General features: G+C 54.9%; 30 protein-coding genes and 1 other annotated feature. Of the genes, 13 read left to right on the forward strand and 17 right to left on the reverse strand.

Annotated elements, in window-relative coordinates; translation table 11 throughout:
• Positions 1–90: 90 nt before the first annotated feature.
• The 5 genes from VF709_RS06715 to VF709_RS06735 are packed head-to-tail and all read left to right on the forward strand — an operon-like array spanning position 91 to position 4,864.
• Entirely contained in the window at positions 91–798 is a 708-nt protein-coding gene (locus tag VF709_RS06715) for a CoA transferase subunit A (RefSeq protein WP_013096989.1), read from the forward strand.
• 2 nt (positions 799–800) lie between these two features.
• The gene (locus tag VF709_RS06720; RefSeq protein ID WP_440231169.1) at positions 801–1,457 is read left to right on the forward strand and encodes a 3-oxoacid CoA-transferase subunit B; all 657 of its coding nucleotides are present in this window, start codon (positions 801–803) and stop codon (positions 1,455–1,457) included.
• Positions 1,458–1,466: 9 nt separating this feature from the next.
• The gene (locus VF709_RS06725) at positions 1,467–2,648 is read left to right on the forward strand and encodes an acetyl-CoA C-acetyltransferase (RefSeq protein WP_023620699.1); all 1,182 of its coding nucleotides are present in this window, start codon (positions 1,467–1,469) and stop codon (positions 2,646–2,648) included.
• A 43-nt stretch (positions 2,649–2,691) separates the two neighbouring features.
• Positions 2,692–4,083 carry a GntP family permease gene (locus VF709_RS06730; protein WP_013096992.1) on the forward strand — a complete coding sequence of 464 codons (1,392 nt, stop codon included), beginning with the start codon at positions 2,692–2,694 and terminating at the stop codon, positions 4,081–4,083.
• Positions 4,084–4,093: 10 nt separating this feature from the next.
• Complete coding sequence (locus tag VF709_RS06735; protein WP_040019690.1) at positions 4,094–4,864, forward strand: 3-hydroxybutyrate dehydrogenase; 771 nt, start codon at positions 4,094–4,096, stop codon at positions 4,862–4,864.
• A 39-nt stretch (positions 4,865–4,903) separates the two neighbouring features.
• Here VF709_RS06735 and selO read toward each other — a convergent pair whose 3' ends face one another.
• The 14 genes from selO to thrS form a co-directional block, all read right to left on the reverse strand.
• Positions 4,904–6,346, reverse strand: coding sequence for a protein adenylyltransferase SelO (selO, locus tag VF709_RS06740; protein ID WP_149896468.1), 1,443 nt, complete (start codon positions 6,344–6,346; stop codon positions 4,904–4,906).
• Positions 6,347–6,410: 64 nt separating this feature from the next.
• Entirely contained in the window at positions 6,411–7,121 is a 711-nt protein-coding gene (locus VF709_RS06745) for an EAL domain-containing protein (RefSeq protein WP_149896469.1), read from the reverse strand.
• A gap of 293 nt (positions 7,122–7,414) precedes the next feature.
• Positions 7,415–7,879 carry an NlpC/P60 family protein gene (locus VF709_RS06750; protein ID WP_440231171.1) on the reverse strand — a complete coding sequence of 155 codons (465 nt, stop codon included), beginning with the start codon at positions 7,877–7,879 and terminating at the stop codon, positions 7,415–7,417.
• A 74-nt stretch (positions 7,880–7,953) separates the two neighbouring features.
• Positions 7,954–8,709: a vitamin B12 ABC transporter ATP-binding protein BtuD gene (gene btuD / locus VF709_RS06755; protein WP_013096997.1), complete on the reverse strand. Its 756-nt coding sequence runs from the start codon at positions 8,707–8,709 to the stop codon at positions 7,954–7,956.
• The gene (locus VF709_RS06760) at positions 8,709–9,260 is read right to left on the reverse strand and encodes a glutathione peroxidase (protein WP_020688363.1); all 552 of its coding nucleotides are present in this window, start codon (positions 9,258–9,260) and stop codon (positions 8,709–8,711) included. The genes btuD and VF709_RS06760 overlap by 1 nt, the downstream gene beginning before the upstream one ends.
• A gap of 22 nt (positions 9,261–9,282) precedes the next feature.
• Positions 9,283–10,263 (reverse strand): vitamin B12 ABC transporter permease BtuC, encoded by a 981-nt coding sequence (gene btuC, locus VF709_RS06765; RefSeq protein ID WP_038419164.1) that lies wholly within the window; start codon positions 10,261–10,263, stop codon positions 9,283–9,285.
• Positions 10,264–10,366: 103 nt separating this feature from the next.
• Positions 10,367–10,666, reverse strand: a complete 300-nt coding sequence (gene ihfA, locus VF709_RS06770) for an integration host factor subunit alpha (RefSeq protein WP_013097001.1) — start codon at positions 10,664–10,666, stop codon at positions 10,367–10,369.
• A gap of 4 nt (positions 10,667–10,670) precedes the next feature.
• Complete coding sequence (gene pheT, locus VF709_RS06775; RefSeq protein WP_149896470.1) at positions 10,671–13,058, reverse strand: phenylalanine--tRNA ligase subunit beta; 2,388 nt, start codon at positions 13,056–13,058, stop codon at positions 10,671–10,673.
• A gap of 15 nt (positions 13,059–13,073) precedes the next feature.
• Entirely contained in the window at positions 13,074–14,057 is a 984-nt protein-coding gene (gene pheS, locus VF709_RS06780; RefSeq protein WP_013097003.1) for a phenylalanine--tRNA ligase subunit alpha, read from the reverse strand.
• A gap of 62 nt (positions 14,058–14,119) precedes the next feature.
• Positions 14,120–14,244, reverse strand: a sequence feature (Phe leader region).
• Positions 14,195–14,239 (reverse strand): pheST operon leader peptide PheM, encoded by a 45-nt coding sequence (gene pheM / locus VF709_RS06785; protein ID WP_001386830.1) that lies wholly within the window; start codon positions 14,237–14,239, stop codon positions 14,195–14,197. Its footprint overlaps the feature before it by 45 nt.
• Positions 14,245–14,422: 178 nt before the next feature.
• Complete coding sequence (gene rplT / locus VF709_RS06790) at positions 14,423–14,779, reverse strand: 50S ribosomal protein L20 (protein WP_000124850.1); 357 nt, start codon at positions 14,777–14,779, stop codon at positions 14,423–14,425.
• 50 nt (positions 14,780–14,829) lie between these two features.
• Positions 14,830–15,027, reverse strand: a complete 198-nt coding sequence (gene rpmI / locus VF709_RS06795) for a 50S ribosomal protein L35 (protein ID WP_001124225.1) — start codon at positions 15,025–15,027, stop codon at positions 14,830–14,832.
• 97 nt (positions 15,028–15,124) lie between these two features.
• A complete protein-coding gene (gene infC, locus VF709_RS06800; RefSeq protein ID WP_023616141.1) occupies positions 15,125–15,667 on the reverse strand; it encodes a translation initiation factor IF-3 in 543 nt (180 codons plus the stop codon).
• Between the two features lie 3 nt (positions 15,668–15,670).
• Complete coding sequence (thrS, locus tag VF709_RS06805; protein ID WP_013097005.1) at positions 15,671–17,599, reverse strand: threonine--tRNA ligase; 1,929 nt, start codon at positions 17,597–17,599, stop codon at positions 15,671–15,673.
• 306 nt (positions 17,600–17,905) lie between these two features.
• On the opposite strand from thrS, the gene yncL reads away from it, so the two are divergent.
• Together yncL and yniD are read left to right on the forward strand one after the other, a co-directional pair.
• On the forward strand, positions 17,906–17,998 hold the full coding sequence (gene yncL, locus VF709_RS06810; RefSeq protein WP_023620707.1) for a stress response membrane protein YncL: 93 nt from the start codon (positions 17,906–17,908) through the stop codon (positions 17,996–17,998).
• Between the two features lie 85 nt (positions 17,999–18,083).
• Positions 18,084–18,191: a small membrane protein YniD gene (yniD, locus tag VF709_RS06815; protein ID WP_008500658.1), complete on the forward strand. Its 108-nt coding sequence runs from the start codon at positions 18,084–18,086 to the stop codon at positions 18,189–18,191.
• Positions 18,192–18,298: 107 nt separating this feature from the next.
• On the opposite strand, the gene VF709_RS06820 is transcribed toward yniD, so the two are convergent.
• Entirely contained in the window at positions 18,299–18,508 is a 210-nt protein-coding gene (locus VF709_RS06820) for a hypothetical protein (RefSeq protein WP_023620708.1), read from the reverse strand.
• Between the two features lie 262 nt (positions 18,509–18,770).
• Positions 18,771–19,529 (reverse strand): DUF481 domain-containing protein, encoded by a 759-nt coding sequence (locus VF709_RS06825; RefSeq protein ID WP_013097007.1) that lies wholly within the window; start codon positions 19,527–19,529, stop codon positions 18,771–18,773.
• 295 nt (positions 19,530–19,824) lie between these two features.
• Here VF709_RS06825 and pfkB point away from each other — a divergent pair, with 295 nt between their 5' ends.
• From pfkB to VF709_RS06840, 3 genes are all read left to right on the forward strand, one after another.
• Positions 19,825–20,757, forward strand: a complete 933-nt coding sequence (gene pfkB, locus VF709_RS06830; RefSeq protein WP_020688369.1) for a 6-phosphofructokinase II — start codon at positions 19,825–19,827, stop codon at positions 20,755–20,757.
• 103 nt (positions 20,758–20,860) lie between these two features.
• Positions 20,861–21,151 carry a type V toxin-antitoxin system endoribonuclease antitoxin GhoS gene (ghoS, locus tag VF709_RS06835; protein ID WP_013097009.1) on the forward strand — a complete coding sequence of 97 codons (291 nt, stop codon included), beginning with the start codon at positions 20,861–20,863 and terminating at the stop codon, positions 21,149–21,151.
• Positions 21,152–21,256: 105 nt separating this feature from the next.
• Positions 21,257–22,117, forward strand: coding sequence for a fructosamine kinase family protein (locus tag VF709_RS06840; protein WP_013097010.1), 861 nt, complete (start codon positions 21,257–21,259; stop codon positions 22,115–22,117).
• Between the two features lie 33 nt (positions 22,118–22,150).
• Here VF709_RS06840 and VF709_RS06845 read toward each other — a convergent pair whose 3' ends face one another.
• Positions 22,151–22,687 carry a YniB family protein gene (locus VF709_RS06845; RefSeq protein WP_013097011.1) on the reverse strand — a complete coding sequence of 179 codons (537 nt, stop codon included), beginning with the start codon at positions 22,685–22,687 and terminating at the stop codon, positions 22,151–22,153.
• Positions 22,688–22,834: 147 nt separating this feature from the next.
• Between VF709_RS06845 and hxpB the strand changes: the two genes are divergently transcribed.
• From hxpB to VF709_RS06860, 3 genes are all read left to right on the forward strand, one after another.
• A complete protein-coding gene (hxpB, locus tag VF709_RS06850) occupies positions 22,835–23,506 on the forward strand; it encodes a hexitol phosphatase HxpB (protein ID WP_149896471.1) in 672 nt (223 codons plus the stop codon).
• Positions 23,507–23,635: 129 nt separating this feature from the next.
• Positions 23,636–24,397 (forward strand): 2-dehydro-3-deoxy-D-gluconate 5-dehydrogenase KduD, encoded by a 762-nt coding sequence (kduD, locus tag VF709_RS06855; RefSeq protein ID WP_038979918.1) that lies wholly within the window; start codon positions 23,636–23,638, stop codon positions 24,395–24,397.
• A 93-nt stretch (positions 24,398–24,490) separates the two neighbouring features.
• Positions 24,491–25,081 carry a metal-dependent hydrolase gene (locus tag VF709_RS06860; protein ID WP_013097014.1) on the forward strand — a complete coding sequence of 197 codons (591 nt, stop codon included), beginning with the start codon at positions 24,491–24,493 and terminating at the stop codon, positions 25,079–25,081.
• Positions 25,082–25,114 lie beyond the last annotated feature (33 nt).

The raw sequence follows: 25,114 nt of genomic DNA on the forward strand, positions 1-25,114 counted from the left end.
AAAAAACCAAATGAGTGAGTCACAAATTCAAAATTAACAAAAGAGTCGTCGCCCCCAATGATACCGCCACGGACAACAGGAGGGATGGCTATGGCAGGACTGGATAAACGCGTCGGCAGCTATGCGCAGGCGCTGGAGGGGCTGGCGGACGGGATGACATTGCTGGCGGGCGGCTTTGGCCTGTGCGGTATTCCTGAAAATCTGATTGCGGAAGTCAAACGCCGTCAGGTGCAGGGCCTGACGGTGGTATCGAACAACTGCGGCGTGGATGGTTTCGGGCTCGGGCTGCTGCTGGAGACGCGCCAGGTGCGGAAGGTGGTGGCGTCTTACGTCGGCGAGAACGCGCTGTTCGAACAGCAGGTGCTGAGCGGCGAGCTGGAGGTTGAGCTGACGCCCCAGGGCACGCTGGCCGAAAAGGTGCGCGCGGGCGGGGCCGGTATTCCGGCATTTTACACGGCCACCGGCTATGGCACGCCCGTGGCCGCCGGGAAAGAGGTACGTCAGTTTGCCGGTAAGCACTACATCCTTGAAGAGGCCATTACAGGCGATTTTGCGCTGATCAAAGGCTGGAAAGCGGACTGGTACGGCAACGTCATCTACCGCCACACCGCGCAAAATTTCAACCCGCTAATGGCCACCGCAGGACGGATAACCGTGGTGGAGGTGGAAGAGATTGTCCCGCCGGGTGAGCTGCCGCCGTCCGCCATTCACACCCCGGGAATTTACGTCGACAGGCTGATTGTCGGCCAGTTTGAGAAACGCATTGAACAGCGCACGCTGCGCGCAGAGGGAGTCTGACCATGTTAACCCGCGAACAGATGGCCATGCGCGTCGCCCGCGAGCTGCGCGACGGTTACTACGTCAACCTGGGGATCGGTATCCCGACGCTGGTGGCGAACTACATCCCGGCCGGCATGGACGTGATGCTCCAGTCAGAAAACGGACTGCTGGGGATGGGGGAATTTCCCGATGCGCAGAGCCTTGATGCCGACATGATTAACGCTGGTAAGCAGACCGTTACCGCACGAACCGGTGCCGCCATTTTCGACTCGGCCCAGTCCTTCGCCATGATCCGGGGGGGTCACGTCGACCTCACGGTGCTCGGGGCGTTTGAGGTGGACGTGGAAGGCAACATCACCTCGTGGATGATCCCCGGAAAGATGGTGAAAGGCATGGGCGGCGCCATGGATCTTGTCGCCGGGGCGCAGAACATCATTGTCGTGATGACCCACGCGTCGAAGAGCGGTGAGTCCAAACTGCTGTCGCGCTGCACGCTACCGCTCACCGGCGTGGGCTGCATCCGCCGGGTGTTAACCGACCTGGCCCTGCTGGAAATTAAAGACGGTGCGTTCATTCTGCGTGAATACGCCCCCGGCGTCGGCATTGACGAGATCGTCAGCAAAACTGCCGGAAAAATCATCGTGGCGGACGACGTTCGCGAAATGCGCTTTAGCTGAGGACTCAACATGAAAAACGTCATGATAGTCGGGGCAACGCGAACGCCAATTGGCAGTTTTCGCGGTTCGCTCTCTCCCCTTTCCGCCGTTGAACTTGGTGCTGTCGCGGTGCGCCGCCTGCTTGAGGAGAGCTCGCTTTCGGCAGGTGACACAGACGAACTGATTTTTGGGCAGGTGCTGACGGCAGGCTGCGGACAAAACCCGGCTCGTCAGACGGCTATCGCCGCCGGGCTGCCCGTCAGTACCCCTGCCACCACGGTCAATCTGGTCTGCGGCGCGGGGCTGAAGGCGGTACAGCTTGCGGCACAGGCTATCCGCTGTGGAGACGCAGAGGTGGTGATCGCGGGCGGTCAGGAGAGCATGAGCAATGCCCCTTACCTGCTGGATGGCGCCCGTTCCGGGCTGCGTTTTGGCCACACGGGCCTGCAGGACAGCATGATCGTCGACGGCCTGTGGGATGCGTTTAACGATTACCACATGGGGATCACTGCGGAAAACGTCGCCCGGCAGCACGGCATTTCACGCGAGCAGCAGGATGCCTTCGCCGCCGGGTCACAACAAAAGGCGGCGTCTGCCATCGAATCTGCTCGCTTTGAGGCCGAGATTACCCCGGTAACGGTGAAACAGGGCAAGAAGCCGCCATTGGTGATTCGTCATGACGAACAACCCCGGCCAGGAACCACCGCAGAGCAGCTTGCGCAACTGCGCCCCGCGTTTCGCCAGGAGGACGGCACGGTCACGGCGGGGAATGCCTCCACCCTGAACGATGGCGCCGCCGCGGTGTTGCTGATGAGCGAAGAAAAAGCGCGGGCGAGCGGACTACCGGTGCTGGGCAGGATCGTGAGCTACGCCGTTACCGGGGTCGACCCGTCCGTAATGGGCATCGGCCCCGTCAGCGCCTGCCAGACCGCGCTGGCGCGGGCAGGCTGGACGCTGGATGAGGTGGATCTCATCGAAGCCAACGAAGCTTTTGCCGCGCAGGCGCTGGCGGTTGGTAACCTGCTTGGCTGGGATGCGCGCAAGGTGAATGTTAACGGTGGCGCTATCGCGCTGGGCCATCCGATTGGTGCATCCGGCTGTCGGATCCTTGTGACGCTGCTGCATGAAATGCAGCGCCGTGACGCCAAAAAAGGGCTGGTCACTCTGTGCATAGGCGGCGGGCAAGGCATTGCGCTGACCGTCGAGCGTTAAACCTCTCGTGAGTACCCGAATATAACAACAGTAAGGAGTCGCAATGAGTGTGTTAATTGCCCTGGCGGCGCTGGCGCTGCTGATGCTGGCGGCCTATCGCGGATATAGCGTTATTCTTTTTGCGCCCATTGCGGCGCTGGGTGCCGTGCTGTTAACCGACCCGGGCGCTGTCGGCCCGACGTTTACCGGCCTGTTTATGGAAAAGATGGTGGGCTTCGTCAAGCTCTACTTCCCGGTGTTCCTGCTGGGCGCCGTGTTTGGCAAGCTGATTGAACTCTCCGGCTTCTCACGCTCCATTGTTGCCGCAGCGATTCAAATCCTTGGCCGCCGCCACGCCATTCCGGTGATTGTGCTGGTCTGCGCGCTGTTAACCTACGGCGGCGTGTCGCTCTTTGTGGTGGCGTTTGCCGTTTATCCTTTCGCCGCCGAACTGTTTCGCCAGAGCGGGATCCCCAAACGGCTGATCCCGGCGACCGTGGCGCTGGGGGCGTTCTCGTTCACCATGGACGCCCTGCCCGGCACGCCGCAGATCCAGAATATTATCCCCACCAGCTTCTTCGGCACTAATGCCTGGGCTGCCCCCTGGCTGGGGCTGATTGGCTCGCTGTTTATTATCTGCTTTGGCCTGCTCTGGCTGGAGCGCCAGCGGCGGAAAGCGCTCAATAACAATGAAGGTTACGGCACGGATCTGAAAAACGAACCGGAAACGCCGGACAACATTAACCTTCCCCATCCGCTGATTGCGATTTCCCCCCTGCTGGTGGTGGGGATCCTCAACCTGCTGTTTACCCGCTGGATCCCCGGCTGGTATGGCACCAGCCACGAGCTGACCCTGCCCGGACTGGCAAAGCCGATTGTGACCGAGGTCAGCAAGATCACCGCCATCTGGGCCGTGGAAGCTGCGCTGATTTCCGGTATCGTGCTGGTACTGATCTTTGGCTTTCGCAACATCCGGGGACGTCTCGCGGAAGGCAGCCGGACGGCAGTGAGCGGCGCGATCCTGGCGGCGATGAATACCGCCTCGGAATATGGTTTCGGTGCAGTTATCGCCGCCCTGCCCGGCTTTCTGGTCTTATCCCACGCGCTGGCGGCTATTCCGAACCCGTTACTGAATGAAGCGATCAGCGTGACCGTTCTCGCCGGGATCACCGGTTCGGCTTCAGGTGGGATGAGCATTGCGCTGGCGGCCATGGCAGACAGCTTTGTCGCCGCCGCCCATGCCGCGAATATTCCGCTGGAGGTCCTGCACCGGGTGGCTTCTATGGCCAGCGGTGGCATGGATACACTCCCCCATAACGGCGCGGTGATTACGCTGCTGGCCATCACCGGTCTTAGCCATCGTCAGGCCTATGGCGGTATTTTCGCCATCACGATCATCAAAAGTCTGGCGGTGCTTTTTGTCATTGCCGTGTTCTATCTCACCGGCATTGTGTAAGGAGAATAAAATGAATCTGAACGGTAAAACGGCGCTGGTGACCGGCTCGACCAGCGGGATTGGTCTGGGCATCGCCCGCGTACTGGCAAAGGCCGGAGCGCAGCTGATCCTCAACGGTTTTGGCGACAGTGACGCAGCAAGAGAAGAGATCGCCCGGCTGGGGAAAAAACCGGGCTATCACGATGCAGATCTGCGTGACACCCTGCAAATCGACGCAATGATGCGCTACGCCGACACGCAGTTCGGCGGAGTGGATATTCTTATCAATAATGCCGGGATACAGCATGTCGCCCCGGTTGAGACGTTCCCGGTGGAGAAATGGAACGACATTATTGCCATTAACCTGTCGTCGGTGTTTCACACCAGCCGACTGGCGCTGCCTGCAATGCGCGAGAAAAACTGGGGACGCATCATTAATATCGCCTCCGTGCATGGGCTGGTGGCGTCAAAAGAGAAATCAGCCTATGTCGCCGCCAAGCACGGGGTGGTCGGTTTTACAAAATCCCTGGCGCTGGAGACGGCCCGCACCGGTATTACTGCTAACGCCATCTGCCCGGGATGGGTGCTTACGCCGCTGGTTCAGCAGCAGATCGACAAACGTATCGCAGAAGGTGTGCCTGCGGATCGGGCGCGCGAGCAGTTGCTTGCGGAGAAACAGCCATCAGGAGAGTTTGTTACGCCAGAACAGCTGGGCGAACTGTCGCTGTTTTTATGTAGCGACAGCGCCGTGCACGTGCGGGGCGCGGCGTGGAATATGGACGGCGGGTGGGTCGCCCAGTGACGTATCGGCCGGGCAAGCCTGTGCTTCCCGGCCAAAACATTAGCTTGAGCAGCTGACCTCCAGCCGCTTGCCCCAGTCAGGCGGGCGGCTGACATAATCGTCGTCCCGGTCGGCAAACGGCGTGCGCAACGCTATGTGCAGCCGGTGTAATTCTGCATACTCACCTTGCTCCGCCTGCTCAATCGCCCGCTGCGCCAGCCAGTTGCGCAAGACCATCGCCGGGTTCGCTGCGTTCATCTGCGCCTGCCGGGTCGCGTCATCCACCTGCTCTTGTTGCTGGCGCGCGCGGTAAGTGGCAAACCAGTCGTCAAACGCCTGTCGGTCGATAAACTCATCGCGCAGCGGTGAGGCAGCGCTATGCTGCTCTGTCTGGCCGAGCATACGGAAGGTACGGGTATAGTCGCTGCCCTCACGCGCCATGAGCGCAAACAAGCCATTCAGAATAGTGTTATCGCCCTTCTCCTGCGTCATCAGCCCCAGCTTGTTGCGCATCAGCGTGCCGTATTCGCGCAGCAATGTCTCCTGATAGCCGTCGAGCGCATCATTCAGGGCATCAACGTCGATAAACGGCGACAGGGATTGCGCCAGACGCTGTAGATTCCACAGCCCCACCGCCGGCTGATTGTCAAAGCTGTAGCGCCCCTGATAGTCCGAGTGGTTGCAGATATACCCCGGCTGGTAGTCATCGAGAAAACCAAACGGACCGTAATCAAAGGTCAGCCCCAGAATTGACATGTTGTCGGTATTCATCACGCCATGAACAAAGCCTACGGACTGCCAGCGGGCAATCATGATTGCCGTGCGGGCAACCACATCCTGGAACCAGAGGTGGTATTTGTCGGCCTCGTCCTGTAACTGCGGCCAGTGCCGTCGGATGGCGTAATCGGCAAGCTGGCGTACTTTTTCCGGCTCGCGGCGATAATAAAAGTGTTCAAAATGGCCGAAACGCAGATGGCTTTGCGCAATGCGCATCAGCATCGCGCCTTTTTCTACCGTTTCGCGGACCACCGGGGTGTCACTGGTCACTATCGTCAGCGCGCGCGTGGTGGGAATACCCAGCGCATGCATCGCTTCCGACGCCAGACTTTCACGGATGGTTGAGCGCAGTACCGCGCGCCCGTCGCCCATGCGTGAATAGGGTGTGAGACCCGCCCCTTTCAGGTGCCAGTCGACCGTCTCTCCGCCGGGGAGCTGTTGTTCGCCGAGCAGGATCCCACGGCCGTCCCCCAGCTGTCCCGCCCAGACGCCAAACTGGTGTCCGCTATAGACCTGAGCGAGGGGCTGCATGCCATCGAGCAGCGTTTCCCCTCCCCAGACGCCCGCGCCGTCTGAAGGCTGGAACATTTCCGGTGGGATAGCCAGGTCGTTCGCCAGCGAATCGTTATGCCAGACAAGACGGGAATGATGTAATGGTGTTGGTTTGAGTGCGGTATAAAAACCCGGCAACTCGTCATGCCAGTGCGCAGTAAAAGACAGGGTCATAAGTCCTCCTGCTTTTAGTGTAGAGGGTTTACCCGGACTTAAACACGGGCGAAAGAAAGGGTTATCACTGAACCAGCGTGGTGACGCGCTCTGCAGTTACGGCAGGCCACAGCGCCCCCTGCATGGCACCAAAGTTGAAGGATAAAACGCGCTGCAACAGGGCATGATCGTCAACACCGGCGACGAGCACAGACTGACAATGTGACGTTATTTGCCACAGAATAGCGCGCATAAAGGGCTCAAAAGAAAGCGCTGCCGCGTGCTGCTGGATAAACCCTTTGTCCAGAATGACACGTTTAAACAAACCATCATAAACGGCTTTAAGCGAGGCTTCACCGGCACCAAAGTTTGCCAGTACCAGCGGAAAATGAATCGCCATTCTCGCCAGTTCAGGATCGTCTTTTCCGTTATTTAAACCTGGATAATTCTCATTAACAGTAAACTCAAGAAACGGATAACGCTCAAGTATTGAAACAGCGTTCCCATTACTTAATAAAAACTCAACTATTACAGGTGTAATATTGATCCATGCAATTAACTGATGCTGAATAAAAAACAGTTTGCAGGTATCAAGCAATTGCAGTTTTTCTTGAAACAGCGCTAACTCTTCTGCCGGTGTCAAACGCGGGATAACGAGTTCAGTGGGGATCCGTACATCGCTGCCGACGCCAGTAAAGTTAACCGTCACCTCTAATCCTTTAAGCTCACCGGCATTATTGCGGGCAGGCTGGAGCAACAGCTCAGACTGGTAGGCATTATCTAACGTAATAATCATTGCACTCGCCCCGCATTAAAGATGAGAGAGGACATCCTGGAGCAATTGCTGACACAATTCCACTGTCTTGATTTTAATAAGTTTAATTTCATTAGATCCGTATTAATTTTCAGATTTATCCCTGAATCTAAAATAATCTTATCCTGGTTGCTGCGTAATAGCCAGTTTTAGATAAAACAGACACATAAGGACATAAGTAATTTGTTGTAAATTTAACTTTAATCATCTTATTTGCAAAAAAACGGCATGGTTTAATTGTGCCATACCGTCAGAAATGCGTGGTCGGTGGCGGACTAAATACGTCGTGCCTGCCAGAAATTTTTACGCCAGTAAACATTATCGAGCGAAGAACGCATCACCCCACGACTGGTCGAGGCATGAATAAACTGGTTATCCGTATCATAAATGCCAACATGCAGACCACTTTCACCCGAGCCGGTTTTGAAAAAAACCAGGTCGCCGGGTAACAACTCATCTTTATCAATTTCGGTACCGATTTCAGCCTGTTTGCGCGTTTCGCGTGGAAGCTGCAAATCAAACTTATCCCGGAACGTCATCAGCACGAAGCCGGAGCAATCCACCCCACCGCGACCCATGCCACCGTAGCGATACGGTGTGCCGCGCCAGTTGCTCAGCTGATCGTTCAGGCTGGCAATCACGGTGATTGAATCTGAAAGTCGTGGGTTAGGCGGCGGTGCGCGATGGCTACTGCATCCCGCAAGAAATAACGCTGCCACCATGAGAAACCAGAATCGCATGTCCAGACGAATCCTCTGCTTTTTTTATTCTTTTCGTAATTTAGCGTGCAATGGCGCTAACAGGCAAGAAACGGTTACTCGTGTGCGGTAGAAATCAGCATCTTATGCCCTTCGATATCCAGCCTGCGGAACGGCATATGGTAAGCACGAGCGAGATTTGGCGGCGTAAGGACGCTATCGCGCGTGCCGCTGGCAATCATCTTCCCGCGCGCCAGAAGCCAGACGCTGTGCGCATGGCGCAGCGTATGGTTAAGGTCATGGCTGCTCATCACCACGGCAATGCCTTGTCGACACAGTGCGCTGAGGAGCGTGTCCAGCGCCGCCTGTTGCGCCACGTCCAGACCGCTCATCGGCTCGTCCAGCAACAACAGTCGCCCGTGAGGGTTGCCCGCCGGATGGATCTGAAGGATCACCGCCGCCAGACGGACGCGCTGCCACTCGCCACCGGAAAGCTGGCTGGCATGCCGGGAAAGTTTGTCCTCTAACCCCAACGCTGCCGCCACTTCGGTGAGCAGCGCGGTCTGCTGTTTATCGTGCAGATGCAGCATCAGATAGTGCCAGACCGGCATCGCAAACGGCGGGACCTGCTGCTGAACAAGGTAGCTCCTCCGGTGCGCCAGCGCGACCGCCGACCAGTCACTCAGGGGGCTATCGAGCAAGGTGATCGAGCCTGGCCCGACGGTCAGCCCCGCCATGCGCGCCAGCAGAGTACTCTTCCCTGCCCCGTTCGGCCCCACCAGATGCAGGATTTCACCTGCACGGATGGCCGCCGTCACCGGCTCCAGACGCCCCGTCTCGGCAACGTCCGTGAGCTGCATCAGCTGCGTCATTATTTCGCCAGCGCCAGCTTGATTGACTCCATGACGATAGGATCTTCAGGCGTCATATCCGGAGAAAAACGCTGAACGACCTGGCCGTCACGACCAATCAGGAATTTTTCGAAATTCCACAGGATGTCGTCCGGATAGAGCGGTGCTCGCCCTTTGCTGGCCATACGCTCGTAAAAGCCACTGCCTTCCGGTGCCACGGCGGTCGGCGCGGCGGCCACCAGTTTGGCATACAGCGGGTGACGATTTTCGCCATTCACATCAATTTTGCTGAACATCGGGAACGTCACGCCATAGGTGGTGCTGCAAAACGTTTTGATCTCCTCTTCGCTGCCCGGCTCCTGACCCAGGAACTGATTGCACGGGAAGCCCAGTACGGTAAAGCCGTCTTTCTCCCAGGCTTTCTGAATGTTCTCCAGCTGCTCATACTGCGGCGTCAGACCACATTTGGAGGCTACGTTCACAATGAGCAACACGTTGCCTTTGTAGCGTTCCAGGGTGGTTTTGTCCCCGTCGATGGTGGTCACTTCGGTATTCAGAATATCAGACTGCATAGCATTTCCTCAGGTTATCGATTTAACGTCCAGCTTTTAATAGTAGCCAGATAAACACCGGCGCGCCCAGCGTGGCGGTGACCACACCGATGGGCAACTCAGCGGCGTTCAGGGCGAGCCTGGCGATGATATCCGCCACCAGCAGCGTTGCCGCACCGGCCACTGCCGAGGCGGGAAGTAAGATTCGATGGTCGGTGATGCCACACAGACGCAGCATGTGCGGGATAACCAGCCCGATAAAGCCAATCGCCCCCGCCAGCGCCACGCTCACTCCCACCAGCCAGCCGATTGCAATCACCAGCGCATTGCGCCAGACGCCAATCGGCATCCCGAGCTGGCGGGCTGAGGTTTCACCAAGAGCGAGAATATTCAGCGGCTGCGACTGCACGCCCGCCCACAGTATGACCGGGACCAGCAGCACCATCAGCCAGCCCTGCCGCCAGTCTACGCCGCCAAACCCGCCCATCATCCAGTACATCAGCTGACGCAGATCGAACGAGGTGGAGAAGTAGACCGCCCAGGTCATCAACGCGCTGCAGATGATCCCCAACGCAACCCCGGCAAGCAGCAGCCGACTGGTTGATAAATGGCGTCGTGCGAAGCGCAGGAGAATAAGGGTGATCAGCAATGCCCCGAGAATGGCGCTGAGGCTAACGCCCCAGGGGGAAAGCGCCCCACCGCCGAGCATCACCGCGGCAATCAGCCCTACACCGGCGCCATTTGAGACACCGAGCAGCCCCGGCTCTGCCAGAGGGTTTTCAAACAGCGCCTGCATAATGGTGCCTGAGAGCGCCAGCGCGGCACCGACCAGGATCACCGCCAGCGTGCGCGGCAGACGAATTTGCCAGACGAAAAGCTGCCCTTCAGGACCAAACCAGCGTGCCGGGCTTAGCCACTGGTCGCCGGCACACAGGCTGAAACCGGCGGCAACAAAAAGCAGCAGCACCAGCAAAAGCAGGCGGCGTCGATCGGAACGCTGTTGGCGATGGGCAAAATCAAGCATGTGTACGGTTTTATTAGCGTGAGATGTAATTGATTTTACGGCGGGTTTGCCAGCGAGAGCAAAGAAAAAAGGCCGCGAAAGCGGCCTTTTTAGTTAGTTCATATTACTCTGTTTTGGGCGTTGCGTTTTCGACACGGCTTTTTAACTTCTGTCCGGGTCTGAAGGTCACCACGCGGCGGGCTGTAATGGGAATATCTTCCCCCGTCTTCGGGTTACGGCCCGGACGTTGGTTTTTGTCTCGCAAATCAAAATTGCCAAAGCCGGAGAGTTTTACCTGCTCACCATTTTCCAGAGCACGACGGATCTCTTCGAAAAACAGCTCTACCAGCTCTTTGGCATCCCGTTTGCTAAGCCCAAGCTTATCAAACAGATATTCTGACATTTCAGCTTTTGTAAGCGCCATAGGTTCAATCCCTCAATGATGCCTGGAATCGCTCTTTTAATGCCTCTACACATTTGGCGACGGTAGCGGCAATCTCCTCTTCTTCGAGTGTACGGCTGGTATCCTGAAGGATAAGGCTGATAGCGAGGCTCTTGAAACCTTCTGCTACGCCCTTGCCGCGGTACACGTCAAATAAGTTTACGCCAACTACCTGATTTACGCCAACTTTCTTACACTCGGCCAAAATATCTGCTGCAGGCACGTTTTCAGCGACCACAACCGCGATATCACGGCGGTTTGCCGGGAAGCGAGAGACGGCCTGCGCCTGTGGGATCACGCGGTCTGCAACCGGACTCCATTCCAGCTCAAACACGATGGTACGGCCGTTCAGGTCCAGTTTACGTTCCAGCTCAGGATGAACAACGCCAATAAAACCAATGCGTTTGCCCGCTAAATAGATAGCCGCACTTTGACCCGGATGGAGTGCCGGAATGGCTTCTGCACGGAATTCAATTTCAGATAATTTACCGGTCAGATCGAGAATCGCTTCCAGATCGCCCTTCATATCGTAGAAATCAACCGTGCCTTTTGCCAGGTCCCAGTGCTCTTCGTAGCGATTACCGCTGATGGCGCCAGCCAGCATGAGATCCTGACGGATGCCTAAATTTGCCTGATTATCCGGCACAAAGCGCAAACCGCTTTCGAAAATTCGCACACGGTTTTGCTGACGATTCTGGTTATAGACAATCGTGCCCAGCAGGCCGGTCCACAGAGACAGGCGCATTGCCGACATCTCGCTGGAGATCGGGCTTGGCAGGATCAGCGCTTCCTGGCCTGGATGGATCAGCTGCTGCAGCTTAGGATCGACAAAGCTGTAGGTGATCACTTCCTGATAACCTTTGTCGTTCAGCATGGTTTTCACACGCTTCAGGGAGAGATCGGCTTCACGGTGGGAGCCCATCACCAGACCGGCCTGTACCGGCTCGTCAGGGATGTTGTTGTAGCCGTAGACGCGGGCCACTTCTTCCACCAGATCTTCTTCAATCTCCATGTCGAAACGCCATGACGGCGCAACGGCTTTCCACTCGTCCTGCCCTTCCGTCACGTCGCAACCCAGACGCTTCAGAATATCGGTGACCTGTGCATCGGCAACGTGGTGGCCAATCAGGCGATCCAGCTTGCTGCGACGCAGGGTAATGGTCGCGCGCTTCGGCAGGGTGTCTTCGTTGGTTACATCAATAACCGGGCCCGCTTCGCCGCCGCAGATGTCGATCAGCAGACGGGTCGCACGTTCCATCGCTTTGTACTGCAGCGCCGGGTCAACGCCGCGCTCGTAGCGGTGAGAGGCATCGGTGTGCAGACCATGACGACGTGCGCGACCGGTAATAGAGAGCGGGCTGAAGAAGGCACATTCCAGCAGAACGTTTTGCGTTTCATCGTTCACGCCAGAGTGTTCGCCACCGAAGATCCCGCCCATCGCCAGCGCCTTACCGTGATCGGCAATCACCAGCGTGTCGGCATTCAGTTTTGCTTCGCTGCCGTCCAGCAGAACCAGGGTTTCACCCTCTTTTGCCATACGCACGATAATCCCACCGTCGATACGATCTTTATCGAACGCGTGCATTGGCTGGCCCAGTTCCAGCAGAACATAGTTGGTCACGTCAACAACCGCATCAATAGAACGGATACCGCAGCGACGCAGTTTTTCTTTCATCCACAGCGGGGTTGGCGCTTTGACGTTGATACCTTTCACCACACGACCGAGGTAGCGTGGGCAGGCCTCAGGCGCGTCTACCTGAATAGGCAGGACGTCGCTAATGGTAGCAGCAACCGGGACGATCTCCGGCGCGTTCAGTTCGGTCTGGTTCAGCACCGCAACATCGCGAGCCACGCCGATAATCCCTAAGCAGTCCGCACGGTTTGGCGTCACGCTGATTTCGATGGTGTTGTCATCGAGCTTCAGGTATTCGCGGATATCGGTGCCGATTGGCGCATCCAGCGGCAGTTCAATAATGCCGTTGTGATCGTCGGAAATACCCAGCTCGGAGAACGAGCACAGCATGCCTTCAGACGGCTCGCCGCGCAGTTTGGCCGCTTTAATTTTGAAATCGCCCGGCAGCACAGCGCCGACAGTCGCCACGGCCACTTTCAGGCCCTGACGGCAGTTTGGCGCGCCGCAGACGATATCCAGCAGACGATCGCCACCCACATTAACTTTGGTGACGCGCAATTTGTCAGCGTTAGGATGCTGACCACATTCAACCACTTCGCCCACAACCACGCCGGTGAAGGCGCCAGAAACCGGCTCTACACCGTCAACTTCCAGACCCGCCATGGTGATCTGGTTGGAAAGCGCTTCGCTGTCCAGCGTGGTGTTTACCCATTCGCGTAACCACAGTTCACTGAATTTCATTGTTCTGTCCTGCCCTTATTTAAACTGTTTGAGGAAACGCAGATCGTTTTCGAAGAATGCACGCAAATCGGTCACGCCATAACGCAGCATGGTCAGACGCTCCATGCCCATCCCAAACGCAAAGCCGGAGTAAACTTCCGGGTCAATACCCACGTTGCGCAGTACGTTCGGATGCACCATGCCGCAGCCCAGCACTTCCAGCCATTTGCCGTTTTTGCCCATCACGTCCACTTCCGCAGACGGTTCGGTGAACGGGAAATAGGACGGACGGAAACGAACCTGCAGATCTTCCTCAAAGAAGTTGTTCAGGAAGTCGTGCAGCGTGCCTTTCAGGTTGGTGAAGCTGATGTTTTTATCAACGATCAGCCCTTCCATCTGGTGGAACATTGGGGTGTGGGTCTGATCGTAATCGTTACGGTAGACGCGGCCCGGTGCAATGATACGGATCGGGGGTTCCTGCTCCTTCATGGTACGGATCTGTACGCCGGAGGTCTGAGTACGCAGCAGACGGGTGGCGTCGAACCAGAAAGTGTCGTGGTCAGCACGTGCCGGATGATGGCCTGGAATGTTCAGAGCGTCGAAGTTATGGTAATCATCTTCGATTTCCGGGCCAGTCGCCACGGTAAAGCCGAGCTCACCGAAGAAACTTTCAATACGATCGATGGTGCGGGTCACCGGATGCAGGCCACCGTTTTCGATACGGCGCCCAGGCAGAGAAACATCGATCGTCTCTGCCGCCAGACGCGCATTCAGCACGGCACTTTCCAGCGCCGCTTTACGCGCGTTCAGAGCCTGTTGAACCTGCTCTTTGGCTTCGTTTATCACCGCACCGGCTGCCGGGCGCTCTTCCGGCGGCAACTCACGCAGGGTAGTCATTTGAAGGGTCAGATGCCCTTTCTTACCCAAATATTCGACGCGGACATTGTCTAACGCGGCAACATCTGAGGCCTGATTAATGGCGGCTGTTGCACTGGCAACCAGCTCTGCGAGATGTGACATGATTTTCCTCATTATGTCGGTACAGACACCGATTTGGTGGACGTATTCTCTCAAATTCAGGCACAAAAAAAGCCTCCATCGGGAGGCTTATCTGGCGCTGTTTTTCGTTTCATCTTTCACGCGCTAGCCTCCTGAAGTCAGGTGCTAAAGTAAAAGAAGAAGCGGAAAATAGCAGCATTCATGCTTGCGTTACCTTGTGTGGTAAAAACCGTTAAGACCTTATTGAAAAGCCTGCACGGATAAAAGTCAATCTTCTGATAAGGTTATACCCTAAATAATTCGGAACGAACGCAGCCAACGCAGGTACAGCTTGAAGTATGACGGGTATATGAAAAGAGGGAGCCAGGCCCCCTCTCTCAACTGGCTTATGCCAGTGCTGCTTTCGCTTTTTCGACCAGCGCGGTGAACGCGACTTTGTCGAATACTGCGATGTCAGCCAGGATCTTACGGTCGATTTCAACAGAGGCTTTTTTCAGGCCGTTGATGAATTTGCTGTAAGAAATACCGTTCTGACGTGCTGCTGCGTTGATACGCGCAATCCACAGTTGACGGAACTGACGCTTACGCTGACGACGGTCACGGTAAGCGTACTGACCTGCTTTGATAACAGCCTGGAAGGCAACGCGGTATACGCGTGAACGCGCACCGTAGTAGCCTTTAGCTTGTTTCAAAATTTTCTTGTGACGTGCACGTGCAATTACACCACGTTTTACGCGAGCCATGTGTGCTCTCCTGTATCTATTCTAAGTTAAAAAAGTTAAACGTTAACGACTTATGCGTACGGCAGGCACGCGATAACCAGGCCCAGATCGCCTTTAGAAACCATGGCTTTTGGACGCAGGTGACGTTTACGCTTGGTAGCTTTCTTAGTCAGAATGTGACGCAGGTTAGCGTGCTTGTGCTTAAAACCACCTTTACCGGTTTTTTTGAAGCGCTTAGCAGCACCGCGTACGGTCTTAATTTTTGGCATTTTAATAACTTCCACTTCGCATTGTTAAATAAACGAAACATAGGCGAGCAAAACCTATGAGGCCCGAAGGCTCCACAGATTTTGCTGCTTGAAGGCCTTACTGTTTCTTCTTAGGAGCGAGCACCATGATCATCTGGCGGCCTTCGATCTTCGTAGGGAAGGATTCGACTACTGCCAGTTCACTCAGATCGTCACGGACGCGGTTAAGCACTTCCATACCAATCTGTTGGTGGGCCATTTCACGACCGCGGAAACGCAGTGTGATCTTGGCCTTATCGCCATCTTCCAGAAAGCGAATCAGGCTGCGGAGTTTTACCTGATAATCGCCATCGTCGGTACCAGGACGGAATTTAATTTCCTTAACCTGGATAACTTTTTGCTTCTTCTTCTGTTCCTTAGAAGACTTACTTTTTTCATAAAGGAACTTGCCGTAGTCCATGATACGACAAACTGGCGGTTCGGCGTTAGGGCTGATTTCAACTAAATCTACTCCAGCTTCTTCAGCTTTTTCGATTGCTTCTCTCAGACTCACAATCCCCAGCTGCTCGCCTTCCAGACCTGTTAAGCGAACTTCCTGGGCGCGAATCTCGCCATTGATACGATTCGGACGTGCCGTTTGAACTCGTTTTCCGCCTTTAATACCTTATTCCTCCAGTTGTTGAAGACTGCGGCTGCGAATCTCTTGTTGCAGCTTCTCAATCACTTCACTTACGTCCAGGCTGCCCAAGTCTTTACCACGGCGGGTGCGAACGGCAACTTTGCCTGCTTCCACCTCTTTATCACCACAGACCAACATATACGGGACACGACGTAAAGTGTGCTCGCGGATTTTAAAGCCAATCTTCTCATTTCTCAAGTCTGCTTTTACGCGAATGCCCGCATTTTGTAGTTTCTGCGTCAATTCTTTAACGTAATCCGCCTGAGAATCGGTAATGTTCATGACCACTACCTGCACCGGCGCAAGCCAGGTTGGGAAGAAGCCCGCGAACTCTTCGGTCAGGATGCCAATGAAGCGCTCCAGAGAACCGAGAATAGCACGGTGAATCATTACAGGGACCTGACGCTCGTTGTCTTCGCCAACATAAGAGGCGCTTAAACGCTGAGGCAGGGAGAAGTCCAGCTGTACTGTGCCGCACTGCCAAGCTCTGTCGAGACAGTCATACAGGGTAAATTCAATTTTCGGACCGTAGAAGGCGCCCTCACCCAGCTGGTATTCAAACGGAATTCCGTTCTCTTCCAGCGCCACGGCGAGATCCGCTTCTGCACGATCCCAGGTCTCATCGCTACCGATACGTTTTTCCGGACGCGTTGAGAGTTTGACCACGATCTTCTCGAAGCCAAAGGTACTGTACATATCGTAGACCATACGAATACAGGCGTTAACTTCATCACGTACCTGATCTTCAGTACAGAAGATATGCGCATCATCCTGCGTAAAGCCACGAACACGCATCAGACCGTGCAGCGCACCTGATGGCTCGTTACGGTGGCAGCTACCGAACTCTGCCATACGCAGCGGCAGATCGCGGTAAGATTTCAGACCCTGGTTAAAGATCTGAACGTGGCCCGGGCAGTTCATTGGCTTGATGCAGTATTCACGGTTCTCAGAAGAGGTGGTGAACATCGCATCTTTGTAGTTGTCCCAGTGGCCGGTTTTTTCCCACAGCACACGGTCCATCATGAACGGACCTTTCACTTCCTGATACTGGTACTCTTTCAGCTTGGAACGCACGAAGGTTTCCAGTTCACGGAAAATAGTCCAGCCGTCGTTATGCCAGAAGACCATACCCGGTGCTTCTTCCTGCATATGGTACAGGTCAAGCTGTTTACCGATTTTACGGTGGTCACGCTTCGCCGCCTCTTCCAGGCGCTGCAGGTAGGCGTTCAGGGCTTTTTTATCTGCCCACGCGGTACCATAAATACGCTGCAACATCTTGTTGTTGCTATCGCCACGCCAGTAGGCGCCAGCAATTTTCATCAGTTTGAAGTGATGGCAGAAGCGCATGTTCGGCACGTGCGGCCCGCGGCACATGTCGATGTATTCCTGGTGATGATACAAGCCAGGCTTGTCATCATGAGCAATGTTCTCATCAAGAATAGAGACTTTATAGCTCTCGCCACGCTTCACGAAGGTTTCACGCGCTTCGTGCCAGCTGACTTTTTTCTTAATGACGTCATAGTTGGTTTCGGCGAGCTCGTGCATACGTTTCTCGAGCGCGTCGATATCTTCCTGGGTCAGGGTGTGGTCAAGGTCAACGTCGTAGTAGAAGCCGTTGTCGATAACCGGGCCGATCGCCATTTTGGTGTTTGGCCACAGCTGTTTGATGGCATGACCTAACAGGTGCGCACAGGAGTGACGAATGATCTCCAGACCTTCTTCATCTTTTGCGGTGATGATAGAGAGTTGCGCGTCGTTTTCGATCAGATCGGATGCATCAACCAGCTCACCGTTCACACGGCCCGCGATGGTCGCTTTCGCGAGTCCAGGACCGATGTCCAGGGCAACATCCATTGGGCTAACGGCGTGGTCGAAATGGCGTTGGCTGCCATCAGGAAGAGTAATTACAGGCATTTTATATCCTTATTTGCAGTGATGCCCCACACATAAGAGCATATACAAAGAAAATAATCATAGTTTAACAAGAGATTACGACACCATCTGACCAACAATCGTCAAATTGGCTCGTCATCCTGCACCTGCCAAAATCAGAATAATGCCGGTTTACGGCAGGCTTTCTAATGGTAACACTAATGACAGGGCGTATGCACCCTCTGCGACCAGTTTGAACGTATGAGGGCATGATCGCCTGCCAGAGCTCGCAATACCCGATTGTTGAGCTATTCTTGAACAGGTCCTGACACAGCCATGAGGCATCACATGAATGTATCCAGTAGAACCGTAGTGATATTGAATATACTTTCTGCTGCCGGTTTAGCGTTGATCCTTGCCGAGAGATTTCATTGGTTCTAGCCCAACCGATGATGTGGCATAACCTTCTGTCCCCGACAGCGCGTATTTTGATAGACTGAAGGCATCAACAGACAAGGATTAGGTTATGCCAACAAAACGATTTGCCGTCAAACACTGGAAAATGGTGCTGGTCTTAATTGCCATCTGCGGTGCAATGCTGCTATTGCGTTGGGCGGCGATGATTTGGGGCTAAGCGGGAATTTGACGCAACGGCGTACAGAATAAAACACGTTATCGATATTCCACCTGTTTTTCGTCAAGGCGAAATACAGGTGGAATAATGTCGTACACAATTACCTGTCAGGACCATTCACCTGCTACCAGTTTATGTACATCAAACGCGTCATTCATTGATTGACCGGTAGACGGCGCGCCCGGCGCGATGTTTGACCCGGCTTCAACGTCAGAAGCGTGAGTCATTCCAACCTGACTGGCATCATCTGCAGCGAATACACCAAACGAAAGTGCAGAAAGCACCATGGCTGCAGCAGTATTTTTGATTTTTTTCATACTATTATTCTCTTTCTGAAGACATGCAATACTTCTCAAGGCAAATAAATGCCTGTGTATTGAGTATAACGCTGGTTCATCCTTTTGCCTCGCCTGGTTATTATCAATTTGTGTCAAATAAACAGAATGCGGTCTGGCCAGGATGAATTATGAAGAAATTAAGAAGATTTTTGAGGACCAATTATTTTAAAACGGCGTTTAATATAAAACAGCACAGTTTCTGAAAATAAAAAAACGGGCCGAAATAATCGGCCCGTCTGCATTACATCTTATAGCCCAGTGAAACGGTGGTTCTGCGGTCGGTATGATCCGGCGCAGTCTCTGGAGGCGAAGAGTTCCAGGTCACGTTATAGGCCACTTTCAGGCCAAAGTGTTCGTTGATGTCCACATTCAGCGCTGTCTCAGAGTTCAGCGTTGTGTCCTCGGCGCCAAACACAGACACACCCTGGGTGAACTTCGTGTTGTCGGTCATCTGCCAGGCGTAGGTGCCAGACGCATAGCCGAGCGGTTGCGTTTTGGTATCGCCGTCGGTGAACTCGTCATAACGGACACCCGGACCGAATTCGAAACGGAAGCTATGAACCGGACCATTCAGGAACTGGCGACCATAACCTGCGGTGAAGACATCGCGTTGACGATAGCCGTTGTAGCGGTCAGTCAGCCAGCTTGCCTGGCCAAACAGGTAGTCATAGTCAGTCATGTTGTAACGACTACGTCCACCTACCGCGTATTTCTCGGAGGAGCGTTCATCGTTAGCGGAGGTGTTGCTGGCGTTTCCCCACAGAGACCAGGCGGTGGTGTTACCGTACCAGGTCAACGTGCTATCCGCCGTCAGAGAGGAGCTTTTCGTGTTACCGGATTGCGCCAGGTACCCGGCGTTCAAATTACCTTCAAAAGGTTTTTTCGCCGCGGTGGGATCGTCCATGACAGTAAAAACGGAATCATCAGCGGTTGCGCTCATAGCCGCAAACACGCCACCCGCCAGCATCAGTGCAGCGGGCACTGTCTTCAAAAGCTTCATTTTATTAAGGAGTCCGTACAACAAAAAAAGAGACCACACGGTCCCGGAAACTTTCTTGAGGATCAATGACAAGGCGTCCAGAGAAAGGTAACAAATTATAAAAAGCCGCAAATAACATAGCAATGTTTTCTTATTTCATTTTTTGAATAAGAACGATCCCAAAATGCGTTTTATTTTATATATCGCTTAGCCTTCGCTTAGTCATTATTCATATTGAAAATCATACTGTTATTTACATTGCCTTCCTGCCAAATGGTGCCAGACTAAAAGGAACCCACGCTAAAAGGAGGTAATGATGGTTTCTATCTACACTCTGACGCTCTCCCCTTCCCTCGATTCCGCCACCCTCACGCCGCAGATTTACCCGGAAGGTAAACTCCGCTGCAGTGCCCCGGTGTTTGAGCCCGGCGGCGGAGGGATCAACGTGGCACGCGCCATCACCCATCTCGGTGGGAAAGCCACGGCGATATTCCCCGCAGGCGGAGCCACCGGCGAACATCTTGTCTCTCTGCTGGCAGATGAACAGGTCGCCGTGGAGACGGTCGAGGCCAAAGACTGGACACGTCAAAATCTGCACGTGCACGTGGAGTCCAGCGGAGAGCAATATCGCTTTGTGATGCCAGGCGCCAGACTGAGCGACGACGAGTTCCGTCAGCTTGAAGAGAAAGTGCTGACGATTGAAAGCGGTTCACTGCTGGTCATCAGCGGCAGTCTGCCACCCGGTGTCAGTACGGAAAAGCTGACGGCGCTCATTCGGGCCGCACAGCAGCGCGGCATCCGCTGTATTGTAGACAGCAGCGGCGAGGCGTTGCAGGCAGCGTTAGAGCCGGGCAATCTTGAGCTGGTCAAACCAAACCAGAAAGAGCTGAGCGCGCTGGTTAACCGCGAACTTACTCAGCCGGATGATGTGCGCAGCGCGGCCCAGGAGCTGGTGCGCACGGGTAAAGCGCGGCGCGTAGTGGTCTCTCTTGGCCCGCAGGGGGCGCTGGCCGTGGATGAAACGGGGTCAGTGCAGGTTGTCCCGCCGCCGATGAAAAGCCAGAGTACCGTAGGCGCAGGCGACAGCATGGTTGGGGCAATGACGCTAAAACTGGCGCAGGGCGCGACGCTGCTGGAGATGACACGCTACGGCGTGGCGGCAGGTAGCGCGGCAACCATCAACCAGGGAACGCGGCTGTGTTCGCTGGCCGATACGCAAAAAATTGTCGATTACCTGTCCCGAAATTAACCCGCTTTCCCCTTCGCCCTGAAGGGGAAATGCAGTGCAAAGTCGCCAAACACACACTATCGACTATGCTAAGAAAACTTTCATGATAACAATGAGGTGAATTATGAGCAGTGGTGACATCACCCGCTACGTCGTTACCGTCAACATTCATGAAGCGTCGCTGACCGAGCTGAATGAGCTTAACAACGCCTTTACCCGGGCCAATTTCCTGCTCACGCTGACGGATGAAGAAGGCAATATTCATGATTTAGGCACGCTGGCATTCGGCCTGATAAGCGCCCTCAGCGAAGAGGAGGTTCGCGCGCTGGCTGAAAGCCTGGCTGAGAGCGTGACAGATAAACCTGCCGAAATTGATGTGGATACCTGGGAAACCTGGCAGAAAAAAGAACAATAAGTGCCCTGCATGAAGGTAAACCGCTCAGGTGTGCGTTAGTTCGTATTTTTTTACCGCAGTTATGCGCTAACTTTATGATCTGGCAGACAACATGGGAGAGAGATCATGTGGCAGGCTATCAGTCATCTTTTACGTGAACAACTGGGCGAAGGTGAAATTGAACTGCGTAACGAACTGCCAGGCGGAGAGATCCACGCCGCATGGCATATACGCTACTCAGGGCGCGATCTCTTCGTAAAATGCGACGAGCGAGAGTTGCTCCCGATTTTCACCGCCGAAGCCGATCAGCTGGAACTGTTGTCGCGCAGCAAAACGGTCACCGTCCCGGAGGTGCTGGCCGTGGGCAGCGACCGCGACTACAGCTTTCTGGTGATGGAATACCTCCCTGCCCGTCCGCTGGATGCCCACAATGCGTTTATTCTGGGACAGCAGATAGCGCGCCTGCATCAATGGAGCGACCAGCCGCAGTTTGGTCTCGACTTTGATAACGATCTCTCCACCACACCACAACCGAATGCCTGGCAACGCCGCTGGTCGACCTTTTTTGCCGAGCAGCGTATCGGCTGGCAGCTTGAGCTCGCCGCCGAGAAAGGCCTCGAATTTGGCAACATTGATGCTATCGTCGAGCATATACAGCAGCGCCTGGCCTCTCATCAGCCTCAGCCTTCTTTGCTGCACGGCGATTTGTGGTCCGATAACTGCGCGCTGGGCCCCAATGGGCCGTATATATACGATCCGGCCTGCTACTGGGGCGACAGAGAGTGCGATCTCGCCATGCTGCCCCTGCACCCCGAGCAGCCGCCACAAATTTATGACGGCTATCAGTCAATCTCCCCCTTACCGCAGGGCTTCCTCGACCGTCAGCCGGTGTATCAGCTTTATACCCTGATGAACCGCGCAATCCTGTTTGGGGGTGAGCATCTGGTGAACGCACAGCGGGCGCTTGAGCGCGTACTGGCCGCGTGAAGGCAGGACGGGTGGCCTCAGGCCACCCTGTGATTATAAAAAGCCGAGCAGTGAGAAAAAGAAGTATCCCGCCACAATAATGATCACCGGCAGGACATAGAGCGGAAAGATTTGCAGGAAGATAGAGTGACGCGGCACCACGATGCGGGACTCGATCTGTTCACGCGTCATCCCTTCCGGGCCTTTGGCCTGTTCCAGAATCATCTGGTCTTCCACCCCTTCACGTAAAAAACGGGTCTGACGGCTCATGCGTGCCCCTGACGCCTGTAACGCCATGGCGATAAAGATCAGCGCATAAATCACCCAAAACCCGATATTCAGCTGCTGGTGAAAGTCCGGCGTGGGCGAGTTGAACCAGAAGATATTCAAAAATGGCGTGTTAAAACGCATCATCTCAATCATGACATGCGCAAAATCAAGCATGACCGCATTGATACCCGGCTGTTTTTCGCTGTGATCGTACATAAACTTGAGCACAGAAATCAGCGTAGAAATAACGGCAGGAATAAAAATCACCCAGCCAGCAACCCGTTTTAAGACAGCAATGCGTCCAGCTTGTTGATACGTCATCAGTTCCTCTTCATAAAGACGCGTTATTTGTGGCTAAGTCTACCTCCTGACCGCATTTTCGCCCGATCTTTAAAGGCAATATGCTAAATTGCAGATTGTACTTAGCACGTATCGTCTGTCGTACACCCTTAATAAGGAGACGTTGTGATGTCGACACCGCGCCAAATTCTTGCCGCTATTTTTGACATGGATGGATTACTGATCGATTCCGAACCGCTCTGGGATCGTGCTGAACTGGACGTCATGGCCAGCCTCGGCGTCGATATCAGCCGCCGCCATGAACTTCCGGATACGCTGGGCTTGCGTATCGATATGGTGGTTGACCTGTGGTATGCCCATCAGCCATGGGTGGGCCCGGATCGCGATGAGGTCACCGCCCGCATTTTCAGCCGCGCCATTGCGCTGGTGGAAGAGTCCAGGCCGCTGCTGCCGGGCGTCCGTGAAGCTGTCGCCCTGTGCAAGGCGCAGGGGCTGAAGGTGGGACTGGCCTCCGCCTCCCCGCTGCACATGCTGGAAAAAGTGCTCACCATGTTCGAGCTGCGTGACAGTTTCGATGCGCTGGCCTCTGCGGAAAAGCTCCCCTACAGTAAGCCCCATCCCCAGGTGTATATGGACTGTGCCGCTAAGCTCGGTCTTGATCCACTAACTTGCGTGGCGCTGGAAGATTCCGTTAACGGCATGGTGGCCTCTAAAGCTGCGCGGATGCGTTCCATTGTCGTTCCTGCTGAAGAGGGCCGACACGATCCCCGTTTTGCGCTTGCCGACGTGAAGCTAAACTCCCTGGCTGACCTGACGGTGCAACACCTGCGAGGCGAATAAACGCTCTGTTTCAGGCAGCCTCGTGCTGCCTGAAAATAAAATAAAACACCGTTCCATTTCGGTTGCATTTCTCATGCCCGACTCCTATTCTAAGTTTCAGAACGACAATCACCTGCTTCTGAGGCGCGAATGATACTGGATACCTTTACTCTTTCAGGAAAAGTGGCCATCGTCACCGGATGCGATACCGGCCTGGGGCAAGGCATGGCCATCGCGCTGGCACAGGCGGGCTGCGATATCGTGGGCGTCAACCGTAAAGCGCCTGAGCAAACAGCGGCCAGCGTGACGGGGCTCGGCAGACGGTTTACGGCCATTCGGGCCGACCTCGGCCAGCAGGCGAGTCTTCAGGGCGTTGTGGAGCGTGCCGTCGCTGAGATGGGGCGCGTCGATATTCTGGTGAATAACGCCGGGACGATTCGCCGGGAAGATGCGCTGGCGTTCACGGAAAAGGACTGGGATGAGGTGATCGACCTCAATCTGAAATCCGTCTTCTTCCTCTCACAGGCCGTGGCAAAGCAGTTTATCGCCCAGGGTCAGGGTGGGAAAATCATCAACATCGCCTCAATGCTCTCCTTCCAGGGCGGCATCCGCGTGCCCTCTTATACCGCCTCAAAAAGTGGCGTGCTGGGGATCACCCGTCTGCTGGCGAACGAGTGGGCGGCGCATGGCATTAACGTCAACGCTATCGCACCGGGTTACATGGCGACCAATAATACGCAGCAGCTGCGTGATGACGAGCAGCGTAGCCAGGAAATCCTTGACCGCATTCCTGCCGGGCGTTGGGGCGTACCGGAAGATCTGCAGGGCCCGGTGGTGTTTTTGGCCTCCGCCGCCTCAGACTACGTGAACGGCCATACCCTGGCCGTCGACGGGGGCTGGCTGGCGCGTTGACCCGCTTTGTGACAAAGAGTTACACCGTCACCTCTTTCGCCTACTGTATAAAAACCCTATACTGTATGAATTGACAGTTTCCTGGGTTTTATCATGACGGCGGAAGGCCACCTGCTTTTTTCCATTGCGTGCGCAGTATTTGCCAAAAACGCTGAGCTTACCCCCGTGCTTGCACAGGGGGACTGGTGGCATATTGTTCCTTCTGCCGTGCTGACCTGCCTGTTGCCCGACATCGACCATCCTAAATCTTTTCTTGGGCAACGCCTGAAGTGGATCTCAAAACCTATCGCCCGTGCGTTTGGCCATCGCGGGTTTACGCACAGCCTGCTGGCCGTGTTTGCCCTGCTGACGCTGTTCTATTTAAAAGTACCTGAAAGCTGGATAGTGCCCGCCGATGCCATTCAGGGCATGGTGCTGGGCTATTTGAGTCATATTCTCGCCGATATGCTGACGCCTGCTGGCGTGCCGCTGCTGTGGCCCTGCCGCTGGCGTTTCCGCCTGCCTGTTCTCGTTCCCCAGAAAGGGAATCAGCTTGAGCGCGTGTTGTGCATGGCTCTGTTCGCCTATGCCGTCTGGATGCCGCAGACATTGCCCGAAAACAGTGCAGTGCGCTGGTCATCTCAGATGATCAATTCGCTGCAATTTCAGTTCAATCGCTTTATTCATCACCAGATTGAACAGTAAACCAGCAAAATTATCGCATTTGTCATAACCCAT

Origin of the sequence: Enterobacter sp. Lyrl_3, from assembly GCF_051948675.1 — a bacterium.
In the GTDB taxonomy this organism is placed as follows: domain Bacteria; phylum Pseudomonadota; class Gammaproteobacteria; order Enterobacterales; family Enterobacteriaceae; genus Enterobacter; species Enterobacter cloacae.